Annotated in this window: 17 protein-coding genes; 11 read left to right on the top strand and 6 right to left on the bottom strand. The window is 65.6% G+C overall.

Going from position 1 to position 24,049, the window contains the following annotated elements:
* Window positions 1-229: LacI family DNA-binding transcriptional regulator (locus ARGLB_RS01870; RefSeq protein ID WP_043417679.1), on the bottom strand; the 229-nt coding region annotated here is incomplete at its 3' end.
* 331 nt (window positions 230-560) lie between these two features.
* On the opposite strand from ARGLB_RS01870, the gene ARGLB_RS01865 reads away from it, so the two are divergent.
* From ARGLB_RS01865 to metH, 11 genes are all read left to right on the top strand, one after another.
* The gene (locus tag ARGLB_RS01865) at window positions 561-1,652 is read left to right on the top strand and encodes a sugar ABC transporter substrate-binding protein (protein WP_043417676.1); all 1,092 of its coding nucleotides are present in this window, start codon (window positions 561-563) and stop codon (window positions 1,650-1,652) included.
* A 59-nt stretch (window positions 1,653-1,711) separates the two neighbouring features.
* A complete protein-coding gene (locus tag ARGLB_RS01860) occupies window positions 1,712-3,295 on the top strand; it encodes a sugar ABC transporter ATP-binding protein (protein ID WP_245531450.1) in 1,584 nt (527 codons plus the stop codon).
* 37 nt (window positions 3,296-3,332) lie between these two features.
* The gene (locus tag ARGLB_RS01855) at window positions 3,333-4,397 is read left to right on the top strand and encodes an ABC transporter permease (protein ID WP_003798251.1); all 1,065 of its coding nucleotides are present in this window, start codon (window positions 3,333-3,335) and stop codon (window positions 4,395-4,397) included.
* A gap of 62 nt (window positions 4,398-4,459) precedes the next feature.
* Window positions 4,460-5,410 (top strand): aldo/keto reductase, encoded by a 951-nt coding sequence (locus tag ARGLB_RS01850; protein WP_003798249.1) that lies wholly within the window; start codon window positions 4,460-4,462, stop codon window positions 5,408-5,410.
* A 44-nt stretch (window positions 5,411-5,454) separates the two neighbouring features.
* A complete protein-coding gene (locus ARGLB_RS01845) occupies window positions 5,455-7,107 on the top strand; it encodes a GMC family oxidoreductase (protein WP_003798247.1) in 1,653 nt (550 codons plus the stop codon).
* 33 nt (window positions 7,108-7,140) lie between these two features.
* Complete coding sequence (locus ARGLB_RS01840; protein WP_003798245.1) at window positions 7,141-7,854, top strand: gluconate 2-dehydrogenase subunit 3 family protein; 714 nt, start codon at window positions 7,141-7,143, stop codon at window positions 7,852-7,854.
* Between the two features lie 149 nt (window positions 7,855-8,003).
* Window positions 8,004-8,996 carry a LacI family DNA-binding transcriptional regulator gene (locus tag ARGLB_RS01835; protein WP_003798241.1) on the top strand — a complete coding sequence of 331 codons (993 nt, stop codon included), beginning with the start codon at window positions 8,004-8,006 and terminating at the stop codon, window positions 8,994-8,996.
* A gap of 180 nt (window positions 8,997-9,176) precedes the next feature.
* On the top strand, window positions 9,177-10,268 hold the full coding sequence (locus ARGLB_RS01830; protein WP_003798239.1) for a nitrilase-related carbon-nitrogen hydrolase: 1,092 nt from the start codon (window positions 9,177-9,179) through the stop codon (window positions 10,266-10,268).
* Between the two features lie 156 nt (window positions 10,269-10,424).
* Window positions 10,425-11,531, top strand: a complete 1,107-nt coding sequence (locus ARGLB_RS01825) for a Gfo/Idh/MocA family protein (RefSeq protein WP_003798237.1) — start codon at window positions 10,425-10,427, stop codon at window positions 11,529-11,531.
* Window positions 11,532-11,677: 146 nt separating this feature from the next.
* On the top strand, window positions 11,678-12,754 hold the full coding sequence (locus ARGLB_RS01820; protein ID WP_003798236.1) for an LLM class flavin-dependent oxidoreductase: 1,077 nt from the start codon (window positions 11,678-11,680) through the stop codon (window positions 12,752-12,754).
* A 109-nt stretch (window positions 12,755-12,863) separates the two neighbouring features.
* Window positions 12,864-16,514 carry a methionine synthase gene (gene metH, locus ARGLB_RS01815; protein ID WP_043417675.1) on the top strand — a complete coding sequence of 1,217 codons (3,651 nt, stop codon included), beginning with the start codon at window positions 12,864-12,866 and terminating at the stop codon, window positions 16,512-16,514.
* On the opposite strand, the gene ARGLB_RS01810 is transcribed toward metH, so the two are convergent.
* The 5 genes from ARGLB_RS01810 to ARGLB_RS01790 all read right to left on the bottom strand — a co-directional run bounded on the left by ARGLB_RS01810 (window position 16,504) and on the right by ARGLB_RS01790 (window position 24,049).
* Complete coding sequence (locus ARGLB_RS01810) at window positions 16,504-19,386, bottom strand: ATP-binding cassette domain-containing protein (RefSeq protein WP_003798232.1); 2,883 nt, start codon at window positions 19,384-19,386, stop codon at window positions 16,504-16,506. The two genes, metH and ARGLB_RS01810, sit on opposite strands and share 11 nt — an antisense overlap.
* A complete protein-coding gene (locus ARGLB_RS01805) occupies window positions 19,383-19,940 on the bottom strand; it encodes a hypothetical protein (protein WP_003798227.1) in 558 nt (185 codons plus the stop codon). The genes ARGLB_RS01810 and ARGLB_RS01805 overlap by 4 nt, the downstream gene beginning before the upstream one ends.
* A 191-nt stretch (window positions 19,941-20,131) precedes the next feature.
* Window positions 20,132-22,639 (bottom strand): GcvT family protein, encoded by a 2,508-nt coding sequence (locus tag ARGLB_RS01800; protein ID WP_003798225.1) that lies wholly within the window; start codon window positions 22,637-22,639, stop codon window positions 20,132-20,134.
* Between the two features lie 35 nt (window positions 22,640-22,674).
* Complete coding sequence (gene purU, locus ARGLB_RS01795; RefSeq protein ID WP_003798223.1) at window positions 22,675-23,613, bottom strand: formyltetrahydrofolate deformylase; 939 nt, start codon at window positions 23,611-23,613, stop codon at window positions 22,675-22,677.
* A gap of 85 nt (window positions 23,614-23,698) precedes the next feature.
* Window positions 23,699-24,049 (bottom strand): bifunctional 3-phenylpropionate/cinnamic acid dioxygenase ferredoxin subunit, encoded by a 351-nt coding sequence (locus ARGLB_RS01790; RefSeq protein ID WP_003798219.1) that lies wholly within the window; start codon window positions 24,047-24,049, stop codon window positions 23,699-23,701.

Below are 24,049 nucleotides of genomic sequence, written 5' to 3'. Positions count from 1 at the left end.
CCTCCAGTGTGCGCATGTTCCCCAGCGAGGACAGCGAGAACGTGATCACCCCGATGGTGCGGAAGCTGCCCCGCCTCAGTGCCCGTGCCGCACTGTTGGGCCGGTACCCCAGCTCGTTCATCGCCGCAATCACGTGCCGCCTGGTGGTGGCGCGCACGTCAGCGCTCCCGTTCGCGACCCGGGACACAGTCTGGGTCGAGACTCCCGCCAGCGCCGCTACATCCACCATCGATACACGATCCAGTCGACCTCGCTGCAGGAGTCGGTTCCCGTCAAGATCCGAGCACATCTGTCCTACCTAGTTTGCCGCGAGGCGATTGATGGCACTCGCGAGAGAAATGTTGACTGAGTTAGCGATAAATCAGCACCCTTACTATGCGCCTGGCCGTGAGCTGCCGCACCGTGTCCCCTTATTTTGCGCGGTATCACGCGGAAATTCCAGCCCAAGATAGAAATTCAATGGATTTTGCTCCACCTCTTGATAGTGCGCTAACTCAGAGTGTAAGTTGGCTCACGTAGCCCCAAGATGGGGTGGTCACGAACACGAGGGAGTGTTGTTCATGCAGAGAACTACAACTGGAATTCGTCGGAACAAAAGACTTGGCAGGGCGGCTCTGTGCGCCTCTGTGCTGACGGTCGCCATGCTTGGGCTGGCGGGCTGTAAGGGCGGCGCTGCCGCGGACGATGCTGGGGAGAAGGCAAGCGGCAAAGGGCTGGTCATCGGCTGGAGCCAGCGCGGCATCAGCGGCAGTGACTGGTGGAAGACGCTCGTTGAGGGCGGCCAGGCCGAGGCGGGCAAGATCGGGGCGCGCCTCGAGTTGCTGGATGCCAATGGTGACACCGTGCGGCAGAACGCTGACGTGCAGACCCTCATCACGAAGGGCGTGGACGTCGTGGTCATGAACCCGAACGACCCACTTGGCGTCGGACCCTCGGTTCAGGCGCTGAAGGATGCGGGCATACCAGTCGTCACCGTCAACTCAAGCCTGGACAAGTCCCTGGTCCCGGACATGTTCTGCTACGTTGCGGAGGATCAGGTGCACACGGGCTCACTCGCGGGCGAAACCGCTGCTCAGAAGGCACTCGAGAAGTACGGCGACAAGGGCCAGATTAAGCTTGTCGGCATCGGCGGCTTCCCGGGAGACGTGCTAAGCGACCTCCGATTCAACGGTTTCATGACGGGGTGGAACCGCGTCATGGAAAAGCACCCGGGCGTCACCACCGTGAAGCTCGATACGAAGTACGGGGAGTGGAAGCCCGATAAGGCGCTCGCCCCGATCCGTGACGTCGCGACCGCCAACCCGGACCTCAAGGTCATCTACAGCATGAGCGACGTCATGCACGGCGGCATTGTCCAGGGCCTGCAGCAGGCCGGTCTTTGGGGTGATGGGATCATCATGGCCAGCTATGACGGCGGCATGGGAGCCATCAAGGAAATGGTGGACGACCCGAAGGGCCCGTTGCAGGCCGACGCATCCAACCAGCCATGGGACCAGGGAGTCGCCGCAGTGCGGATGGCACTTGCCGCCTTCAACGGCGACCAGTCCCAGTGCCCGGACAAGACGAACTACATCGACACGACGGTGATTACGCCCGCCGAAGCGCCTGAGTACTACGTCCCCACGGACACCTACGTCCGCGCTAAAGACTGAGCCCCTGCCCGGCGCTGCCCCGTGGTCGGCCGTTCCACCCAGAGCCCTATATAAGGAGCATGATGCTCGCCCATAACCCGGTCTCGCCTTCCACCGCAGCGGTGGAGACGGCACGAGACACCCACGACGGCGCTGCGGAGCTGCGGCTCGACGGCGTCACCAAGTCCTATCCTGGCGTTCAGGCCCTGAAGGGCGTCAGCTTCAGCGTCAGCCGCGGATCCATTCACGCACTCGCCGGGCAGAACGGCGCGGGCAAGTCGACGCTCGTGAAGATCCTCTCCGGCGCGGAATCCCCGGACGGCGGAACCATCCGCCTCGGTGGCGAGCTTCAGCGGTTCCGTGACCCGATGGATGCCCAGCGCGCCGGGATCCACACGATTTACCAGGAGCTGTCGCTCGTGCCGTCACTCTCGGTGGCCGAGAACATCTTCCTCGGCCAGTTGCCCCGGCGGGCGGGGGCCTCTGTCGACTGGCAGCGCATGCAGGCCGAGGCCCGGACCGCGCTCGACCGCGTCGGCTTCCATCTGGATGTCCGCCGTCCCGTAGCAAGTTACTCCACAGCGGAGCAGCAGGCCGTGGAGCTGGCCAAGGCCTTGCACAAGGACGCCCGGGTCCTGCTCCTGGACGAACCCACGTCCACGTTGCCCCTGCCCGATGTTGAGCGGCTGTTCACCGTCCTCCGGTCGCTGTCCGAACAGGGCGTGACGCTGCTGTACATCTCACACCGCATGGACGAGCTCTTCTCGCTTTGCGACGCCGTGACCGTGCTGCGCGATGGCGTGAACGCCGCGGATCTGAAGACGGCAGACTCCAAGGCCGCCGACGTCGTCACGGCAATGGTCGGGAAAAGCCTCGAAGGGTCCATTGCCGACGCAGCCCTCCGCGGGGAACGCTCGCCCAGCCTCGGCGCCGGCCCCCGGGAGAGCGTCATCCTCTCCGCCCGCGACCTCTCCGAGCAGGGGTACGTGGACAAGGTGTCATTCGAACTGCATGAAGGCGAGGTCCTCGGTATCTCGGGGCTCATCGGCAGCGGCCAGTCAGAACTGGCTGGCCTCATCGCGGGTGCGCGGCGGCGGACCTCGGGCGAGATCCGCGTCGACGGGAAAGCAGTGGACTTCCGTGCCCCCCGCGACGCGATCCGGCGCGGGGTCGGGCTGCTGCCGCAGGACCGCAAAGCCGCGGGCTTCATCCCGGACATGGGCGTCGCCGGCAACATCACTTTGGCCAGCCTGCCGCAATTCAGCCGGCTGAGCGTGATCCAGTCGCGGCGGGACCGCGGCGTGGCCGGGGAGATGGTGGCCCGGCTCGGCATGAAGGTCTCCGGGGTGAACCAGCCGCTCAAGACGCTGAGCGGCGGAACCCAGCAGAAGGCCATCCTGGCACGCTGGCTTGTCCGCCAGTCACGCATCCTCGTGTGCGACGAACCAACCCGCGGCGTGGACGTCGGGGCGAAGGAAGACATGTACGAGCTCATCCGCGAGTTCGCACAGGCCGGAGGAACCGTCGTGGTGGCGAGCTCGGAGATCACCGAGGCGATGATGTGCGACCGCGTCCTCGTAATGGCGCGCGGCCAAGTCGTCGCCGAACTCGACCATGACGACATCGACCCTGCCGGCAACGCCATCCTTGAGCGCTTCGCCTGAGGGCCCCCTCGATCAGTTTCTATTCAGGAGAACAACCATGTCCCGGACCCTGTCGCCCCTGCCTCCAACAAGTGGCACCCCCTCCCCAACCCCATCCGCCAGCGTCGGCTCCCGCCTGCGGGGCAGCGCCCTCCGCGCCCTGCCAAAGAGCTACCTTATCTTCGTGCTCCTCGCAATCATCGCGGTGGGCTATTACGTCTCCGACGACTTCCTGACGTTCCGCAACGCTGAAAACGTGATCACGGCCGCGTCGATCGTCGTCGTGCTGGCGATCGGCCAATACTTCGTCATCCTGACGGGCGGCATCGACCTCTCCGTAGGATCGATCCTGGCCATGTCGACGGTACTTACGGCACTGACCTTGCAGGCCGGAATGCCCGCCGGCGCGTCCGTCATGTTCGTGCTGGCCTGTTGCGCTCTCGCCGGACTGATCAACGGCATCCTCGTCGTCTGGTTGAACATCCCCCCGTTCATCGCCACGCTCGCCATGATGAGCGCTGTTAAGGGCTTCAGCTACATCATCCAGTCAACAAGCCTGATCGAGATCCGCGACCAGGGGCTCATTCAGGCCTTCTCCCGCGGCAGCTTCCTCGGCATCCGCAACCCCGTCCTGATCTTCATCATCGTTGCGGTCGTCGCGGCACTCGTGGCCAAGTACACGACGTTCGGCCGCTCCCTCTACGCGATCGGCGGCAACCCCGAAGCCTCAAGGCTTTCGGGCCTGCCGGTCGCCCGGAACCTGATCATCACCTACACCATCTCCGGCGTGCTCGCGGGCCTGGCAGGCCTTGTCGCCGCGGCCCAGCTACGGCAGGGAAGCTCGCTTATCGGCGTAGGTTACGAACTCGACGCCATCGCAGCCGTCGTCGTGGGCGGGGCCTCCCTCATGGGCGGCAAGGGCGATCCCCTGAACGCGGTAATCGGCGTGTTCATCCTGACGACCATCATCAACATCATGAACCTCGTCGGGATCTCCTCCGAACCGCAGCTGGTCATCAAGGGAGCAGTAATCATCCTCGCCGTCTTCCTCTCCAGCGCAGGCGGCGTCCAGAGGATCTCTGGATTCTTCTCCAAACATTTCCGGCGAACCCAGGCTGCTTAGAACCCAGGCCGCCTGACCGCCCACCCATCATCAACTCATTCAGCTTCAGAAAGCAGGAATACATGTCTATTCGTCCCTTTGGCCGCACCGATCTGACTGTCTCCGATATCTGCGTCGGCACGAGCGCGCTCGGCAGCTTTCCCGCCCAGTACGGTTATGAAGTCGATGAAGACACAGCCGTCGCCACCATCCACCGCGTCTTCGACGGGCCCTTCACCTTCATCGACACCTCCAACGAGTACGGCGGAGGGGCCAGTGAAGAGCGGATTGGCCGGGCGATCGCCGAGCGCGGCGGCATCCCCGACGGATACGTCGTCGCGACGAAGGTCGACCCGGTTCCCGGCAGCACCGACTTCTCCGGAGACCGCGTCCGCCGGTCCGTCGAGGAAAGCCTCGAGCGCCTCGGCCTCGACAAGCTCCAGCTCGTTTACCTGCACGACCCGGAGAAGATCTCGTTCGAGGAGGGAGTAGCCAAGGGAGGCCCCCTCGAAGCCCTCATCGATCTCCGGGACCAGGGTGTTATCCAGTACCTGGGCGTCGCCGGAGGCCCGATCGACTTGGAGCTGCAGTACCTCGCCACAGACGCGTTCGACGCCGTCATCAGCCACAACCGCTACACCCTCGTCGAACAGACCGCCGAGCCCCTCCTGGAAGACGCAGCCCGCCGCGGAGTCGCATTCGTCAACGCCGCCCCCTTCGGCGGCGGGATGCTCGTCAAGGGACCACGGGCCGTCCCGCGATACTGCTACGCACCTGTCGACCAGGCGACGATCGACCGGGTCCTGCGCATGGAAGCGCTGTGCGGGCAGCACGGCGTCCCACTCGCCGCAGCTGCCCTGCAATTCTCCGTGCGCGACGAGCGCGTGGCTTCCACCATCGTTGGAATGTCCCGCCCGACCCGCGTCGAGGAGACCCTCGGCCTGCTCAACCACGACATCCCCCAGGAACTCTGGGACCAGCTCCTGCCCCTTGCAAGCGCCGGCCGGAACGGCATTGAAACCGTGACGGTCTGACCGCCGGGGCGCGAAGCAGGAATTTACGAAAGGAAACCAAAATAATGACCAGGAAGAAGCAGCCTGAGCCGGTGGATGTCGTCATCGTCGGCGCAGGCGCCGGCGGGGCCACCGCGGCAAAGGTGCTGTCCGAGGCTGGCCTAAAGGTGGTGGGCCTGGAGCGGGGGCCATGGCTGAAGCCCGAGCACGCCTCGGGAGACGAGCTGAAGTTCCTCAACCGGAATTTCATCTGGCAGGACCCGAAGGTCAAGCCGCGGACCTACCGCCCCAACGACAAGGTCGAGGCGGAAATCACCAACTTCTCCGCCACGCCGCAGGTGGTGGGCGGAGGCACCACCCACTGGGGTGGCATGGTTCCGCGCATGGCCGAGAGCGATTTCAAGCTGCGCAGCCTGCACGGCGATGTTCCGGGCGCGAGCCTGGTCGACTGGCCTATCTCCTATGACGAGCTGGAGCCGTACTACACGCGCGTCGAGTGGGAGTTCGGCACGTCGGGCCTGGCGGGGGCCAACAAGTGGGAAGCGTGGCGCAGCCGCGGCTACCCGACCAAGCCGTCACCGCTGAGCCAGATCGGGCGAACCTTCGCCACCGCGATGTCCAAGCTCGGCCACGGCACGTTCCCCATGCCGCAGGGCATGGTGACCGAACCCTACCGGGGGCGGCAGCCCTTCAGTGAAAACGGCTTCTGGCAGCAGTACCCCGATCCGGGCAGCGGCAAGTCATCGACGCTGATCAGCTTCATCCCGGACGCGGTTGCGACTGGGCGCTACGACCTCCGCCCCGACTCCTACGTCAGCGAGATACTCGTCGGCAAGGACGGCCGCGCCACCGGTGTCCGCTACCAGGACGAGGACGGCGACGAATTCGTCCAGCATGCGAAGGCCGTGATCGTCTGTGGCGGCGGCATCGAGACCCCGCGCCTGCTGCTCATGTCGAAGTCAGGGCTCTTCCCGGACGGCCTCGGCAACGGCAACGGCATGGTCGGAAAGAACGCGACCTTCCACCAGTACTCCTTCTCGGTCGGCTTGTTCGACCGTGAGGTCAGCGATCCCCTGTACGGGTGGGCGGGCCACTACATGAGCCTGTGTTCCTTCGACTTCTACGAAACAGACGAGAGCCGGGGCCACATTCTGGGGTCGCTGATCTTCCCGTCAATGATCGGCCACCCGGTGAACTGGAGCTTCCCCGGCAGGCCGACCTGGGGCCAGGCGGCGAAGGACGCTGACCGCGACTTCTTCAACCACAGCATGAAGATCGGTGTCCTGCTGCATGATTTGCCGGTTGAGGACAACCGCGTCGACCTTGACCCGAACGTCAAGGACGCGTGGGGTCTGCCGGTGGCCCGCATTACCCATACGCCCCACTCCAACGACTTTGCCCAGGAGCGCTGGCAGGTCGCCAAGAACGGGGAAATCCTCGAGGCTGCCGGGGCTAAGAAGGTCATTCCGGTCAACATGGAGCGGATCACGGGCAACACCTCGCACGAACTGGGCACCGCCCGCATGGGCAACGACCCGGCAACGTCCGTCGTCGACCGCTGGTGCCGCTCGCACGAGGTACCAAACCTCTACGTTTTCGACGCGAGCTTCTTCCCGACCGCGACCGGTATCAACCCGGCCCTGACGATCATGGCGAACGCCTGGCGGTGCTCTGACCGCATCCTCCAGGTCGACCGCCACGGCTGGTCCGAAAACTGATTCGCACCTCACACACGAAAGGACAGATCTCACATGGGACAGGCGGAATGGGCTACGGTACCCATCTCAACCCGGGACGTCGACGGGCCGGTATTCTTCACCGAGCACGAGTGGAATACGATCGAGGCCGCAACGGCCCGGGTCATCCCCACCGACCACCACCCGGGCGCGCGTGAGGCCAAGGTCGTGCGCTTCATTGACCGGATGCTCGCGGGAACGCAGTTCATCTTCCCGGCCGCGGACGGCAACGGGTTCCTCCGGATGGAGGGCCGCGACGAGGCCGCGTGGCAGGAGCGCATCAAGCAGCGCCGGGAGTTTTACCGCGAGGGCGTCGTGGAGTTGGACCGGCTGGCGAAAGAGCGTGCCGACGTCGAGTTCCTCGAACTTCCGGCAGAGGACCAGGACGCGGTGCTCGAGACGCTTTCGGGCGCAACGAAGCCACATGCTTTTTCATTGGAGCACTCCGAGGTTGGTCTTGGGGGCGCACCGGCAGGAAACCAGCCGGTCAACGAGGACTTCCTGGAGTTCTTCCCGCTGCTGGTGCTAAATACCCGTCAGGGGTTTTACGGCGACCCGGTGTACGGAGGCAACGAGAACCGCGTCGGCTGGGGTGTTATCGGCTTCGACGGACCTCCGTCGCTCGCCTCAACCATGGACGGCAGCTACACCACCCGCAAGTACATGGTGGAGGGGGCCGAGTGGCCGTACGACCAGCATCCCGAAGTCCTGCGGTACCGGCGTCCGTGACAGCTGGCGCGCCGACCACCGGCGCGTTCCGGGGCTCCTCGAGGGTAGCCGGGGATAATGGAGTGGTGTCCACGAGTCCCGCGCCTTCAGATGCCCGAAACACCAATGGGCGCGGGGAGCGGCTGGCCTCCAGGTCAAAGGCTCCCCGGATGTCCGACGTTGCCCGGCTCGCCGGGGTGTCCCAGCAGACGGTGTCACGGGTTGTCAGGGGAGCGACCAATGTGGATCCGGATATCCGCCAACGCGTGGAGCACGCAATAGCGCAACTCCGGTACCGCCGAAATCCCGCAGCCGCGGCGCTCGCCAGCAACCGGACCATGACGATCGGTGTTGTCAGCTTCGAACTGTCGGTCCTGGGCCCAACGGTGGCCCTGTACGGTATTTCGGAAGAAGCCCGGCAACATGGCTACGCTACGCGTTTAGTCACGTTGGCCAGTCTCGAACGGCGGGACATCCGGGCAGCCTTCGAATCCATCAATTCGGATACGGTTGACGGCGTCATCGTGCTCGCGCCCCTGTTGGATGCGATCACGGTGCTCGAGGACCTCGACATCGGTGTCCCCGTGGTGACCTTCCAGCAGGGATCGCACCCGAGCCCCACAAGCGTTTCCGTTGACGAAGTGCGGGGGGCCCGGATGGTGGTGCGCCACTTGCTGGACCTCGGGCATGAAACGGTGTGGCATGTTCAAGGCCCTCCGGGCTGGATGGCAACATCCGCCCGGGTCCAAGGATGGGCGGCGGAACTGGGCGCGGCCGGACGCGTCGTTCCGACGCCGCTTGCAACGACCGATTGGTCGGCCGCTGAGGGATACCGCGTGGGACGTGAACTCGCCGCAAGGAAGGATGTCACGGCGGTCTTTGCCGCCAACGACCCCTTCGCGCTCGGCGTGATCAAGGCCATGGACGACGCCGGGCGCAACGTGCCGGGCGACGTCAGTGTTGTGGGATTCGACGACGTCAAGGAAGCACCCTTCTTCCGGCCCGCACTGACCACGGTGAAGTTGGACTTCGAAGCCATTGGTCACATCGCCGTAGGCCGCATCCTCGCCATGATCAAAGAGGAGGCGGAGGGGGACATCCCCCTGCTGGAACCGTTCCTCATGCTCCGCGACACCACAGCGCCGCCGCGAAGCCGGCGCTGACACCACCCGCGCCTGCCTACACCCATACCCAGGGCTGAACTCCCGGCTCTGGGACAACAAGGGCTCCTGCCCTATTTCTGAAAAGCAGTGACCCCAAGTCTTGCAATTCCCTACCTAACCGGAATACCTTGAGTTAGCGCTAACTCAGGTACTCGAAGAAGAGAAAAGAGAGAAAAAACAATGGTCGATCCATTTGTCGTCGTGGCAGTCTCGCCGCGGACAATCAATGTGAAGAATCCCGGCGACGGCGTTGCCAACGTCAAGCGCATCAACGAATTCATCGACACGGCAGTCATGGTCGGGGCCTGGGAGGGCTCTCCGGTCAAGCTGGTTGTCCTGCCCGAAATGGCAATCCAGGGCATGATCGCCAACACGCCAGGCAACCGCGAAAAGGAGCGTCACTTTGCCGTGACAATTCCCGGGCCGGAGACGGACGAGCTGGCAAAGAAGGCCGTGGAACTCAACACCTACATCTCTGCCGAACTGTACATGGTGAAGGATGAGGACTTCCCGGACCGCCACTTCAATGTCGCCTTTATCATCGATCCGCAGGGCGAAATTATCTACAAGCGCTACAAGGCCACCAGTGATGCCTACGAGGGCGGCATGCTTGGCAACATGAACCCGCACGACGTGTGGGACGAGTGGATTGAAAAGAAGGGCAATGGCAATGCAATGGACGCCATTTTCCCTGTGGCTAAGACCGAGATCGGCAACATCGGGTACGCCATCTGCCACGAGGGTGTCTACCCCGAGGTGCCGCGTGGGCTCGCGATGAACGGCGCCGAGATCATTATCCGGGGCACCCTGATCGAGCCGGCCGTGCAGAACGGCATGTGGGAACTGCAGAACCGGGCCCACGCCATGTTCAACTCGGCGTACGTCGTCGCTCCGAACCTGGGGCCCGAGGTCCGTGACGACGGGAGCATGCAGGACCTGTTCGGCGGCCAGTCCATGATCGTCGGACCGCGGGGCCAGATCCTCACCAAGCAGCAGGGCTGGACGTCGGGTGACTCGTTCGTCTGCACCACGATCGACATCGAAGCGCTCCGCCGGGCTCGGGTGTCGAACGGCCTGTACAACCAGTTCAAGGACCTGCGCACCGAGCAGTACCGGGTTATTTACGACAACCCGATCTACCCGAAGAACCAGTACCTCGACGCACCTCCCGGTGAGGACTGGCTGGCCCGGGAAGACTCAACCCGAGCCGCCAATATCGAGAAACTCATCGAGCGCGGTGTTCTCACGCCGCCGTCCGGCTACACGGCCTAACGTGGGGGAATTGGCCGGGGATCACGTGTCTCGTGGGCCCCGGCCAATTCTGCCCGAACGCTCAGCTGTAGCGGGCCCCTCGCCGGAGGCTTTGGCGCCAATCATCCCGGACAGATTACTCAAATGTGCTCACCATCCGACCGAAGAGGATGCTCAATGATCCGCCAGCCAGCGCTGACCGGCGAAGACGACAAATCAGATCCGAAAGAAGTAAGAGGAAGCGACAAGCCTTCACTGCGAGCCGCCATTATCGGCTTCGGAATATCCGGCCGTGTCTTCCACGCCCCGCTCATTCAGGCAAACGATTCTTATGTTCTGGAAGCCATCGTCACTTCGGACCCAGGAAGGACTGATGCTGCCCGGGCAAGTTATCCGCATGCCCGGATCATTCCCACCCCTGAGCAACTCTTTACCCGGGTTGATGAAGGGGAGCTGGCCCTGGATGTGGTCGTCATCGGCACACCTCCCCTCAACCACAAACAACTTGCCAAGGCAGCCCTCGAACGTGGTCTGCACGTCGTTGTCGACAAACCGTTCGTCCCGTGCTCGGAAGATGGTGAAGAGCTTATTGCCGCGGCGACTGACGCCGGCCGGTGCCTGACCGTGTTCCAGAACCGCCGATGGGATGGTGATTTCCTTACCCTCAAGCAGCTGATTCGCGAAGGAAAGCTTGGCAAAGTCCGCACATTTGAATCCCGCTTCGAGTGGTGGATGCCGGAGGGGTTCCGGAACTGGCGCGACACAGCCCTGCTAGCTGAGGGCGGAGGGATACTTCACGACCTCGGCGCCCACTTAGTCGACCAAGCCATCCAATTGTTTGGTCCGATCGCCGAAGTCTACGGGGAAACCGCCCGTCACGGCGATCCCGATCAGTCCGATGCAGACCAGGATGCCTTCCTCTCGCTACTGCACCGGTCCGGAACGCGGTCCCGCCTGTGGATGAATGGACACGCTGCCCGGCTAGGTCCCCGCTTCCACGTCCTGGGCTCCCAGGCCGCCTACACGAAATGGGGACTTGACGGACAGGAAAAGGCGCTGAGGGAGGGAATGCTCCCCACCGATCCTGAATACGGCATTGAACCTCCGGAAAGTTGGGGGAAAGTAGGTGTGGCCGGATCTTTTCGGGATGAGCCGACCCGCCGGGGTGACTATCCCCGGTTCTATGCGCAGCTGGCGCATGCCTTACAAACCGGGGGTGCACCGCCTGTTGATCCCAGCGACGCTGTTGCAGTCCTCAAAATCATCGAGCAGGCTCGCCGATAACCGTGATTCCGACAAGCCTGCCGGGCTGGCCATGTCATCGGCGGATCCCACCGACAACGGTTAACCTCCCGTCATTGTCAGAAGAACCGCCAGGTCCGGGCGCATACTCTGAGAAGGAGCCGCACCCCCAATCCTGAAGGAAGCCCATGCCCGACGCCACACGTCCCTTGCGCAAACTTGGATTCCTCACCATTGGCCTGTTCGATCCGGCGGATCCGGCTGCGGGACACCAATCCACGTTGCAGATCATGGAACTTGGCGAGCGGCTCGGTTTCGACAGCGCGTGGCTGCGCCACCGCCATCTGCAGTTCGGAATCTCCTCCCCGATTGCGATGATGGCCGCCGCGAGCCAGCGCACCTCCCGGATCGAGCTTGGAACCGCTGTGACCCCGTTGGGCTGGGAAAACCCATTGCGCCTGGCCGAGGATCTGGCCACCGTGGATCTCCTCGCCGGGGGACGAATCAATCCGGGGCTGAGCGTGGGGGAACCGATGCACTACGACACCGTGAAGCACGAGCTGTACCCGGATTCCGCCGAGCTGGAGGACTTCAGCTACGCCCGCGTGGATCGGCTTGGCCGCCTGATCGCAGGGGAAACGGTGCGGGAGTTTTCTGGCAGGCAAGGTGTGGTCGAGGAATTCTCCAACCGCGTCGAGCCGCACTCTCCCGGGCTTCGGGCTCGCCTTTGGTATGGAGCGGCCAGCAGGAAGTCCGCCGTCTGGGCCGGGGCAAACAATTTCAACTTGCTCTCCAGCAGCGTCGTGTTCCCCGAAAAGGATCAGGAACCGGACTTTGCCCAGATTCAGCAATCGCAGATTCGTGCCTTCCGTGAGGCCGCCGCAACGGCACAAGCCCGTGGACCAGCCCGGGTATCGCAGGGCCTGGTGGTGATCCCGACCGACTCGGCATCGCCCAGCCAGCGGGAGAAGTACCAGCGGTACGTCGATGAACGCACTCCCCGCACACGGGCGCCCCAAGGGCCAAAGGGCATGCTGTTCGCCCCGGACCTCGTCGGTACCAGCGAAGAAATCGCCGAGCAACTGTACGCACATGCAGGATTCCAGGAAGTTGACGAAGCGGTGTTCGCACTGCCCTTCAGCTTTGACCACGAGGATTACGTCCAGATCCTTACCGACATCGCAGGCAAATTGGGTCCCGTCCTGGGCTGGACTCCGGCCGAAAATGGGCACGACCCGCAACGAGCGGCACGGCCTACGCCCTAGAGGCTGGTGGGAGAGCGCTGCTCCGGACCCCTGCCCCGAAGCCCCAGCCCGCCGTCGTAGCCCATGGAAACACGGCGCAATGTTTCGGCCCCGGCCGTAATCTGGTCACATGCCTCGTTTCGCGCTTGATATTGAGTCCGTTCCCCGCCCTGTTCGCGCCCAAGCACTGCTGGATGCAGTGAACCATCGGGTCGTCATTGCCGATGGTGCGATGGGAACCATGCTGCAGGGGCGGGACCTCTCGCTCGAGAAGGACTTCCTGGGCCTGGAAGGCTGCAACGAGATCCTCAACGACACGCGCCCGGACGTCCTCGCGGACATCCACGACGCGTACTTCGCTACAGGCATCGACGCGGTCGAAACCAACACCTTCGGCGCCAACTGGTCCAACCTCTCGGACTATGGCATCGACGACCGGATTGAAGAGCTCGCCCGCAAGGGTGCGGAGATCGCCCGTGAGCGCGCAGAGGCGGCAGAAAAAACAGACGAACGGATGCGGTGGGTCCTGGGGTCGATGGGGCCGGGCACCAAGCTCCCCAGCCTCGGGCACACCAGCTACGACTACCTCAAGCAGACCTTCGCCCTGCAGGCCGAGGGCCTCATCGACGGCGGAGCGGACGCCTTCCTGATTGAGACCAGCCAGGACCTCCTGCAGACCAAAGCCGCGGTCAACGGCTGCAAGCAGGCGATCGTTTCCCGCGGCGTCCGGCTCCCCATCTTCGTCGAGGTGACCGTCGAGACCACCGGAACCATGCTGATGGGATCCGAAATCGGCGCGGCGCTGACCGCACTCGAGCCGCTCGGCGTCGACGCCATCGGCCTGAACTGCGCCACCGGGCCGGACGAGATGAGCGAGCACCTGCGCCACCTCTCCAAGCAGTCCTCCGTGGCCATCGCCTGCATGCCCAACGCCGGCCTCCCGGTGCTTGGCGCCAACGGCGCGCACTATCCGTTGTCACCCAGCGAACTCGCCACCGCGCACGAGCAGTTCGTGCGGGAGTTCGGCCTGGGTCTCGTGGGCGGATGCTGCGGCACGACGCCGGAACACATGGCCGCCGTCGTCGAACGCCTTGCGCCCTTCCGCGCCAGCGCCGCCGTCACCGGCGGCGGGAGGGGCACCGACGGCGCCCGCGTCCCCACCGAACGCGAAGCGGGCATCGCCTCCCTTTACCACCACGTGCCGTTCGACCAGGAGTCCTCGTACCTCGCTATTGGTGAGCGCACCAACGCGAACGGTTCGAAGGCGTTCCGCCAGGCGATGCTCGAAGAACGTTGGGACGACTGCGTCGATATTGCACGCGAGCAGGTCCGCGTCGGCGCGCACCTGCTCGACGTCTGCATTGACTACGTGGGGCGCGACGGCGTAGCTGACATCAAGGAGGTCGTCTCGCGTTTCGCGTCGGCCTCCACCCTCCCGCTCGTCATCGACTCCACCGAACCGCCCGTGCTGCAGGCCGGTCTCGAACACATCGGCGGGCGCCCGGTGGTCAACTCCGTCAACTATGAGGACGGCGACGGCCCGGACAGCCGTTTCGCGCGCATCATGCCGCTCGTGAAGGAACACGGCACCGCCGTGATCGCCCTGACCATCGACGAGCACGGCCAGGCCCGCACCACCGAAGGCAAGGTGGCGATCGCATCCCGCCTCATCGACTCCCTGGTGGGCGAATGGGGAATGCGCGTGGAAGACATCATCGTCGACGCACTGACCTTCCCCATCGCCACCGGCCAGGAGGAGACCCGGCGCGACGCCATCGAAACGATCGAGGCCATCCGCCAGATCACCGCGAAGTACCCCGGCATCCACACCACCCTCGGCGTCTCGAACGTCTCCTTCGGCCTGAACCCGGCAGCGCGCATCGTCCTGAATTCGGTGTTCCTGCACGAGGCCGTGCAGGCGGGCCTGTCCAGCGGCATTATCGACGCCGCCAAGATCGTGCCGCTCGCTTCCCTGCCGGAGGAGCAGCGCCAGGTGGCGCTGGACCTCGTCTGGGACCGCCGCGAATATGATGCCGACGGCAACGTCACCTACGACCCCCTGGCACGCATCCTGGACCTCTACGCCGGCGTCGACTCGGCAGCGCTCAAGGACCAGCGCGCGGCGGAACTCGCGGCGCTTCCCACCGGCGAACGCCTGCAGCGGCGCATCATCGACGGCGAGGGCAAGGGCCTCGAAGAGGACCTCGACCTGGCGCGCAGCGAAGGCATGACCCCGCTCGGCATCATCAACGACCAGCTGCTCGAGGGCATGAAGGTTGTTGGTGAGCGCTTCGGCGCCGGCGAGATGCAGCTGCCGTTCGTGCTCCAGTCGGCCGAGGTGATGAAGAACGCGGTGGCGCTGCTCGAGCCGCACATGGAGAAGTCGGACGCCTCGGGCAAGGGCACCATGGTGATCGCCACCGTGCGCGGCGATGTGCACGACATCGGCAAGAACCTGGTGGACATCATCCTCACCAACAACGGCTACAAGGTGATCAACATCGGCATCAAGCAGCCGATCGCCGACATCATCGCCGCGGCCGAAGAGCACGACGCCGACGTGATCGGCATGTCCGGCCTGCTCGTGAAATCCACCGTGGTGATGAAGGAGAACCTCGCGGAACTGCAGTCCCGTGGGCTCGCGAAGAAGTGGCCCATCATCCTCGGCGGCGCAGCCCTGACCCGCGCCTACGTGGAGCAGGACCTGGCGGAACAGTTTGAGGGAACCGTCAGGTACGCCAAGGACGCCTTCGAGGGCCTGGCACTCATGGAACCGCTGGTGCAGGTGGCCCGCGGCGCCGCGCCGGACGCCGTCGGCCTTCCGCCGCTGAAGAAGCGGATCCATAAAGGCGGCGCGAAGCTCACGGTGACCGAACCGGAGGCCATGCCCGGCCGCTCCGACGTGGCCGCCGACAACCCTGTGCCCTCGCCGCCGTTCTGGGGCACGCGCATTGTGCGCGGCGTGGCACTCCACGACTACGCGGCGTTGCTCGACGAGCGCGCCACCTTCATGGGGCAGTGGGGACTCAAGCCCGGCCGCGGCGATGACGGCGACTCCTACGAGGAACTGGTGGAACGCGAGGGCCGGCCGCGGCTGCGGTACTGGCTGGACCGCATCCTCGCCGAGGGAATGCTTGATGCGTCCGTCGCATACGGCTATTTCCCGGTGGTCTCCGAGGGGGAACAGGTGGTGGTGCTGCACCACGGGGAGGATCACGACGGCGTCCTTGGCACCGCGGGGCTGCTCGCCCCCGACGGCGGCTCAGGCGGCCCGATCGGCACCGATCGGTTGCGTTTCGACTTCCCGCGCCAGCGCCGGGACCGGCACCTCTGCCTCGCCGACTTCGTGCGCTCGCGCGAATCGGGGCAGATCGACGTCCTGCCGATCCAGCTGGTCACCGCCGGCTCGAAGATCGAAGAGGTGACTTCCGAGCTGTTCGCCGGGAACCACTACCGCGACTACTACGAGCTCAACGGCCTGGTCATGCAGCTCACCGAGGCGCTGGCGGAATTCTGGCACGCGCGCATCCGCTCCGAGCTGGGCTTCGCGGCCGAGGAGCCGAAGGACAAGGCAGGGTACTTCAAGCTCGATTACCGCGGTGCGCGGTTCTCGCTCGGATACCCCGCGTGCCCTGATATGGAGGACCGCCGCAAGGTGACGGAGCTGCTGCGTCCCGAGCGGATGGGCGTGATCCTCAGTGATGAGCTGATGCTGCACCCCGAACAGTCCACCGACGCGTTCGTGTTCCACCACCCGGAGGCGAAGTACTTCAAGGTGTGAGTTGGTGCCGTTCCCTGTCCTGAATGGGCTGAGCCCGGGCGGCGCGTCCGCCCGGGCTGGAGACCGGCTTGACCCGCCGGAGGGCGGCGAGAATGGCCCGCCCCACCACGGCGATTCCGATGATCGTGGTGACGGCCCGCAAAGTGTCCCAGCCCGCCGTCGACGTCAACAGCGAGTAGAGCAGGAAGCTGGAGAGATTGGTGCCCAGCGGGGCGCCGGCCACGTAGGAGATGCCGGTGCCGGCACCGACAGCGAAGGGCCAGAACCACAGGTTGGTCAGCAGGCCGAACAGGTAGGACGCGACAACGCCGTAGCCGCACAGCATCCACAGTTCGGCCCGGCCCTGCACCCGGCGGGGGAGCAGGCCGGCCCCCGCGCCCACCCACGCACAGGCAAATATTTGGAACGGTGTCCAAGGCCCGATGCCGCTCCACAAGGCGCTGGAGACGGCGATGGTGGCGGCGCCGAGGAGCATTCCGAAGCGGGCACCGAAGGCCCGGCCAGCCAGGATCAGCAGGATGAAGACTGCCTCCACGCCCCCGACGCCGGTGCTGGCCACCCGCACTGCCGAACCGACGGCGGCCAGGACACCGAGCAACGCCACCGTATGAGCGGAGCTGACCGAGCCGTCGAGGGACACCACGATGGCGACGACGGCGAGCGGTGCCATGGCCAGCGCCGCGTAGGGGAGGGCCGCGGCGGCATCCTCCGGGAGGGCCGCTGCGAGCAGCGGCCAGCAGAACGCAGCGAGGGCCACAAGGTTTGCACCGGCGAGAGCAGCGAGCTCGACGCCTCGCGGCATCCGGATGCGGCGGGATTTTTTGGCAGCTGGAATGTCTGTCCGCCGGTCAGCGAACCGTGGCCCTACGATGTGCTGCGCCGTTGCCGCATCGGCTGTGTCCGCACTGGCCGGGGTGGCTTCTGACACGGAAGCGGGCGCGACGCCGTCGCGCATCGGGAGGATCCGGGCGCCGAGGCCGTGGGCAAAACCGAGGTCGTGGGTGGCAATCAGGACCGCAGCACCGGCGTCCGCTGCTGCCCGCAGCGCGGCGGAAACTGCCGCGCGCGCCGCAGGATCGAGTCCGCGCGTGGGCTCATCGATCAGGAGCACCTGCGGGTCATCCATGGTCTGAAGGGCGATGGCAAGGATCCTGCGCTCGCCGGCAGAGACGTCCCGGGGATGCTCGTGGCCAATGGGAATGCTGACGTCTCCCCGCAACCGGGCAAGGTGTGACTCCGCTGAGCGTGCGGGAAGCGGGCCACTGCCCCGGCCCGCTTTACGCGAAGCGCGCGCCAGGCGCCGCTCGGCGGCGCGGAGCTCTCCGGCGACGGTATCCCGGGTGAAGAGATCGTCCGAGGCGTCCGGGACAAGGGCGACGCGGCCGCCGTCGACCGTACCGCCGGCGACCGTTCTTCCACCGCCAGTGCCTTCACCGAGCGGGCCTTCGCCGAGGGCGAGCGCCACCAGGAGGGACGACTTCCCGGCACCGTTCGGCCCCACCAGGGCCACCACTTCACCGCGGTGCAGGGTGAAGGAGGCGTCGCGCACGAGCAGCGTGCCCTGGCGGTTCACCGCGACGTTAGTGGCGGCCAGCACGGGCACGCGCGCACCCGGATGCGCCGGCGTCGGACCGGCAACGGCAGCGGGCGATGTCTGCGACGGCGCAACACCGGGCACCAGGGCGCCGTCGTCGATGGTCCACCACGAGTCGGCAACGGGCACGAGCGGTTCCGCCCGGTGCTCCGCCACGATAACGCAGACATCCGCTTCGCGGGCAAGGCCATTGAGCACGGCGATGACGTGTCCGCGTGCTGCGGTGTCAAGGTCGGCCAGGGGCTCATCAACCAGGAGCAGGGCCGGTTGCTCCACCACCGCGGCGGCGATGGCCACGAGCGTTGCCTCACCGGCAGAGAGGGTGCTGACATTCCGGTCCAGCAGCGCCGACACCCCGATACTCTCCGAGACCGCCAGCACCCGGGCCCTGGCGGTCCCGGATGCCACGCCGCCCAGCTCAAGCGCGAGGCCAATTTCATCCCGGACCAGGGTGGTGGCGAAGGCGGCACGGGGATTCTGCAATACGACGCCGATGAGGTGGGCAGTATCGCGCGGCGGCGTGGTGGCACGGTCCGTTCCGCCGACTCGCACGGTGCCGGAAATTTCTCCGCCGTCAACGTGGGAGAGGAGGCCCGCGATACCCCGCAGGACCGTGGACTTGCCGGAACCAGTCGGCCCGGTAATGACCGTCATGGACCCGCTGGGTGGTGCGAACCCGGCGACGCGCACCTGCGCGTCGCCAACCCGGAATTGTGCGTCCCGGACGAGCAGCGGTGCGTCATCGCCGCGGCCGGGTTGGTGTGGTGCCCGGCTCCCGAAGCCTCGCAGCTCAAGGGCCGCGGCAACCCGGCTGGCGTGCTCGAGGGTGCGCTCGAGCACGGGAACAAGGGCGCGGGGTCCGAAGCGTTCGCCCCGCAATCGGAAAGCCAGGCGCACGGAGCCCACGGCGTCGGCGAGTGCCGGGAGCGCCGCCCACGCCACCACAAGCATCCGGGCCATGCCCTGCATGGGGCCGCGGCGGGCCAGGTGCACGAAGCCGCGGGCCACGTCCACCCAGGCGTTGAGGATGCCGAAACCGAGGATCATCCCGGCAATCGGCAGGGCCGACAGGACCGCCTGCCACAGGCCTGCTGCCGTTACCGGGCCGAGGATGACCACATGCGCGTACGGGGCAGGCAACGGGATCGCCGGTGTGTTGAGCAGCACCGTGTCACCAATGCCCGCCCCGTTGAAAAGGATGCGGTAGATGACCCGCGCCGCGATGAATACGACGGCGAGAACCGCCGCTGCGCGTAACGGCGCGGGTCGAAAGGTCATGCCGCGGGTGCGGCCGGTGCGCCGTCGACCGTGTAGAGCAGTTCCAGGCTCTGTCCCGGGCTGACCTTAAGGGTAGCGAGGCCTTCCTGCGCGTAGGCCCAGGCACCCGTGGCCGGCTTGACCCAGAGCGCCCAGTAGGCAAAGGCGGCCGGCATGCCGCTGCATGCTTCCTTGTAGGTGCCGCCCTTGTGCTTGATTTCGAGGTCTGCGGCGGGCACACCGTTAACACGGCACACGAGTTCGGTGGGGTACTGGGTAGTGCCCTCGGTTTTCACCTTTGCTTCGTCGAGCACCTTGGATGCGAGAGTCGGCGCGTCCACGGCCACGCAAACGGACGTGTCGGCGGCGTCCTGCTTCAGGGCGCCCGAATCGACGATGACCCTCACACCGGCGCAGGGCTCGGAGGCGGCGCTGGATGAAGACGTTGCCGGGGAAGCCGGTGCAGAGGCAGTTGGCTGGGTGGCGGCCGGCGTGGAACAGCCAGCAAGAGCAAACAGGAGACCTGCGGCGGCGAGCGAGCTCGCGGCGGCGGTGCGGATCTTAGGCAAAGTCACCTGACAAGGGTAGGCCGTTGCTTATCCGGATTTGGATGCCGTCGCGTTGTGTGACGTTAGTTCTCGCGCGGGGCTTAAGTGTTCGTTCGGGCTCAACCAACAGAACGGCCCCGCTTCATTTCGAAAGCGGGGCCGTTCTTGGGTTTCGACAGGCTCAACCAGCGGGGTTTGGGCTGGCTCATCCAGCGGCGTCAGCCGCGCAGGCGCTCCATGCCGGGGTCGAACAGCGGTTCGGCGCTGACCGTGGCGGCGACGCGGCGGCCGAAGTACTCGATCTCCACGGCGTCACCCTCGGAAACCGCGGCGGGCAGCCAGGCGTAGGCGATCGGCTTGCGGATCGAGTAACCGTAGGCCGCGCTGGTGACGTACCCGGCCGCTACCCCGCCCACGTATACGGGTTCCTTGCCCAGCACGATGGACGTGCCGTCGTCGACCGTCAGGCAGCGCAGCACCTTCTCCGCCGGCTGTTCCTTGCGGGCCGCCAAAGCCTCGGCCCCGACAAAGCCCACCTTGTCCTTGGCCACCGAGAAGCCCAGGCCCGACTGGTAGGGGTGGTGCTCGGTGGTCATGTCCGTGCCCCAGAGGCGGTAGCCCTTCTCCAGGCGCAGGCTGTTGAAGGCGCCTCGGCCGGCGGCGATGATGCCGTGCTCCCGGCCCGCTTCGAAGAGCAGGTCCCAGAGCTTGAGGCCGTATTCGGCGGTGGTGTACAGCTCCCAGCCGAGTTCGCCCACATAGGACAGGCGCATGGCGGTGACGGGGATGCCGCCCACCGAAATTTCCTTGGTGCGGAAGTACTTCAGGCCGTCATTGGTGAGGTCGTCGCTGCTGACCTTGCCGATCACTTCGCGCGCCAGGGGGCCCCACAGGCCGATGCAGCAGGTGCTGCCGGTGATGTCGGTGACGTGCACCCACTTCGCCGGATCAGCGGCCGACTGCTTACGGGCCTCTACGCGCAGGTAGTCGAAGTCCACGTTGCTGTTCACGCCGAGCTGGAAGTCTTCCTCCGCGAGCCGGGCGACGGTCACGTCACTGCGGATGCCGCCGTCGTGCTCCAGCAGCAGGCAGTAGGTGACCGCGCCGGGCTTCTTGGCGATGTTTCCGGTGCTCAGGCGGTGCAGCAGCTCCTGCGCGCCGGGTCCGTTGACGGCCAGCCGCTTCAGCGGCGTCATGTCGTAAAGCGCGACGGCGGTACGCGTCTTCCACGCTTCGGCCGCCGAAATGGGGGAGGAGAACATCGCGGCCCAGGGTTCGCGTTCCGGCGCCTGCCACTCTGCCGGCAGTTCGTCCAACAGGGCACGGTTGGCCTCGAACCAGTGCGGCCGCTCCCAAGCTGCCGACTCGAGGAAGAAGGCGCCGAGTTCCTTCTGCCGGACGTTGAACGGGCTGACCCGCACGTCCCGCGGGGATTCCTTGGGCTGCAGCGGGTGCAGGACGTCGTAGATCTCCACGAAATTCTGCTGCGAGGTCTCGCTGACGTAGTCGTCGGAGGTCTGGACCTTCTCGAAGCGGCTGAGCTCTGTACCGTGCAGGTCGGTGCGGGAACGGCCCTCGGTGAGCAGCTCGGCCACGGCCTTGGCCACACCGGCGGAGTGCGTCACCCACACGGCCTCGGCAACGAAGAAGCCTGAGAGTTCCGGGGCTTCGCCGATCAGCGGGCCGCCGTCAGGGGTGAACGAGAAGATACCGTTGAAGCCGTCCTCAATCTGGGTGGCGTGCAGGGCGGGCAGCAGGTCCTGGCAGTCCTCCCACGCGGGCGCGAAGTCCTCCAGGGTGAAATCAAGTCGCGACGGCATCCGGTGGTCGGACATTTCCTCCGCGCCGACGCGGGGCAGCTGTTCCATGTCCACCGGCATCGGCCGGTGGGCGTAGCTGCCGATGCCGATCCGGTCGCCGTGCTCGCGGAAGTACAGGTCGCGGTCCTGGTAGCGCAGGATGGGCTTCTGGGCGCCATTGGGCAGGTCGTTCACGCCCTGGAGTTCCTGCAGCGGCGTGGTCTTGACGTACTGGTGGGCCAGCGGCAGCAGGGGCACGTCCAGGCCCACCAGCTTGCCGAGCTCACGGCCCCAGAAACCTGCACAGGACACCACGATGTCGGCAGGAACCACACCGGAGGACGTCTCGACGCCGGTGACCTTGCCCCCCCACTGGCTGATGCCGGTGACTGTGGTGGAGCCGAGGAAGGTCACGCCGCGCTCGCGGGAGCGCTCAATCAGCAACTGCACGGCACGGGCAGCCAGGGCCAGCCCGTCGGTGGGGATGAGCAGGCCGCCCAGGACCTCGCGGCCGCCGGTGAGCTTGCCGGTGTTCAGCAGCGGATAGATCTTTTCGCATTCATCAGCGTCGATAATCCGGCTTTCGACGCCCCAAGAGGTCATCACACCCATCTTGCGCTTCAGGTCGGCCAGGCGTTCGGGAGTGGTTGCCAGCTCCAGGCCGCCCACCTGGTTGAAGCAGGACTGGCCGTCCTTGCTCAGGGAGAGCAGCTTGTTGACCGTGTATGTGGCGAATTCGGTCATGGTCTTGGACGAGTTGTTCTGGAACACCAGGCCGGGGGCGTGCGACGTGGAGCCGCCGGCCAGTTCCAGTGGGCCCTGCTCGACGACGGTGATGTCGTTCCAGCCGCGGCTGGACAACTCGTCCGCGAGGTTGGTGCCGACGATGCCGGCTCCGATGATAACGACGCGTGGTGATGCGCTCATGGGGTGTGGTTCTCCTGGTTCGCGTTAGCGGAAAATTAGCGGAATACGACGGTGCGGGTCTTGTTGAGCAGGACGCGGTGCTGGCAGTGCCACTTCACGGCGCGGGAGAGCGCCTGGGTCTCCGCGTCCCGGCCCACCGTCACCAGTGCGTCCGGGTCAAGGGCGTGGTCCACCCGGAAGACCTCCTGCTCGATGATGGGACCTTCATCGAGGTCTGCGGTGACGTAGTGGGCCGTGGCACCGACCATTTTAACTCCGCGGTCGTAGGCCTGGTGGTACGGTTTCGCGCCCTTGAACCCGGGCAGGAACGAATGGTGGATGTTGATGGCCCGTCCGCGCAGCTGCCTGCACAGATCGTCCGACAGCACCTGCATATAGCGGGCCAGTACAACAAGATCGGCGTCGTATTCGGCCACCAGCTCCAGCAGCCGGGCCTCGGCCTCCGGCTTGGTGGCTGCCGTCACCGGCACGTGGATGAAGGGCAGGCCGGCAGCCTCGGCCATGGGCCGCAGGTCCTCGTGGTTGGAAACCACGACGGCGATCTCCGCACCCAGGCTGCCGGCCCGCCACCGGAAGATGAGGTCGTTCAGGCAGTGGCCGAACTTCGACACCATGACCAGCAGCCGCTGCGGGCGGCCGTCGTGGATGCTGAAGTCCATGCCGAACTCGCCGGCGACGGCTGCGAATTCGGCGGTCAGGCTTTCGGCCGTCTGCTGGTCCCGTTCGATGAGCTGGTCGAAACCAAAGGCGGTGCGCAGGTAGAGCTTGCCGCTGACGTGGTCGTCGAACTGCTGGTGCTCCACGATGTCGAAGCCGCGGTCGGCCAGGAATGTGGTGATGGCGCGGACGATGCCCGGCCGTTCGGGACAGGCCAGGGTGAGGACAAATTCGGCATTGCGGGCTTTTGCCGGAGCACCGGAGTTGGCGGCGGTGGTGGCGGCGACCGCGGGCGCGCCTTCAAGGAGTGTGGACAAGGGGTGTCTCCTGGGTTGATGCAGACGTCGCTGCGGTTGTGGAGGTGACCCTAGCCGCGTTGCTTTGGTCACCGGACGGGCTTGCTTAGACGTGGCCGTTTACTGTCAGCCCGGGGGGAAGGTTGGGCTCCTCCTCAGACTCGATGACCATGATGTCGCCGTCCACAACGGTCACTTCGTGCGTGCGGACGGGGAGTTTGGCCGGCGGTGCGTCAACCTTTCCGGTCCGGAGGTTGAACTTGGAGGCGTGCAGCGGGCACTCGACCTCGCAGCCTTCCACCCAGCCGTCGGTCAGCGAGGCGTCCTGGTGGGTGCAGGTGTCGTCGATGGCGAAGAGCTCGCCCTCCTCGGTATGGAAGACGGCGATGGGCGGCGCCGTGTTCAGGCGCAGGGCTTCCCCTGGTGCCAGTTCGCTGAGCGGGCATGCCTTGTGCAT

Source organism: Arthrobacter globiformis NBRC 12137 (genome assembly GCF_000238915.1).
Classification (GTDB): Bacteria; Actinomycetota; Actinomycetes; order Actinomycetales; family Micrococcaceae; genus Arthrobacter; species Arthrobacter globiformis.
Note: the sequence above shows the minus strand (reverse complement) of the source record. Positions and strands in the feature narration are given on the sequence as shown.

Coding starts and splice junctions, on each gene's coding strand:
- ARGLB_RS01865 (WP_043417676.1), top strand. CDS start 561: ATGCAGAGAACTACAACTGGAATTCGTCGGAACAAAAGACTTGGCAGG.
- ARGLB_RS01860 (WP_245531450.1), top strand. CDS start 1,712: ATGATGCTCGCCCATAACCCGGTCTCGCCTTCCACCGCAGCGGTGGAG.
- ARGLB_RS01855 (WP_003798251.1), top strand. CDS start 3,333: ATGTCCCGGACCCTGTCGCCCCTGCCTCCAACAAGTGGCACCCCCTCC.
- ARGLB_RS01850 (WP_003798249.1), top strand. CDS start 4,460: ATGTCTATTCGTCCCTTTGGCCGCACCGATCTGACTGTCTCCGATATC.
- ARGLB_RS01845 (WP_003798247.1), top strand. CDS start 5,455: ATGACCAGGAAGAAGCAGCCTGAGCCGGTGGATGTCGTCATCGTCGGC.
- ARGLB_RS01840 (WP_003798245.1), top strand. CDS start 7,141: ATGGGACAGGCGGAATGGGCTACGGTACCCATCTCAACCCGGGACGTC.
- ARGLB_RS01835 (WP_003798241.1), top strand. CDS start 8,004: ATGTCCGACGTTGCCCGGCTCGCCGGGGTGTCCCAGCAGACGGTGTCA.
- ARGLB_RS01830 (WP_003798239.1), top strand. CDS start 9,177: ATGGTCGATCCATTTGTCGTCGTGGCAGTCTCGCCGCGGACAATCAAT.
- ARGLB_RS01825 (WP_003798237.1), top strand. CDS start 10,425: ATGATCCGCCAGCCAGCGCTGACCGGCGAAGACGACAAATCAGATCCG.
- ARGLB_RS01820 (WP_003798236.1), top strand. CDS start 11,678: ATGCCCGACGCCACACGTCCCTTGCGCAAACTTGGATTCCTCACCATT.
- metH (WP_043417675.1), top strand. CDS start 12,864: ATGCCTCGTTTCGCGCTTGATATTGAGTCCGTTCCCCGCCCTGTTCGC.
- ARGLB_RS01810 (WP_003798232.1), bottom strand. CDS start 19,386: ATGACCTTTCGACCCGCGCCGTTACGCGCAGCGGCGGTTCTCGCCGTC.
- ARGLB_RS01800 (WP_003798225.1), bottom strand. CDS start 22,639: ATGAGCGCATCACCACGCGTCGTTATCATCGGAGCCGGCATCGTCGGC.
- ARGLB_RS01790 (WP_003798219.1), bottom strand. CDS start 24,049: ATGCACAAGGCATGCCCGCTCAGCGAACTGGCACCAGGGGAAGCCCTG.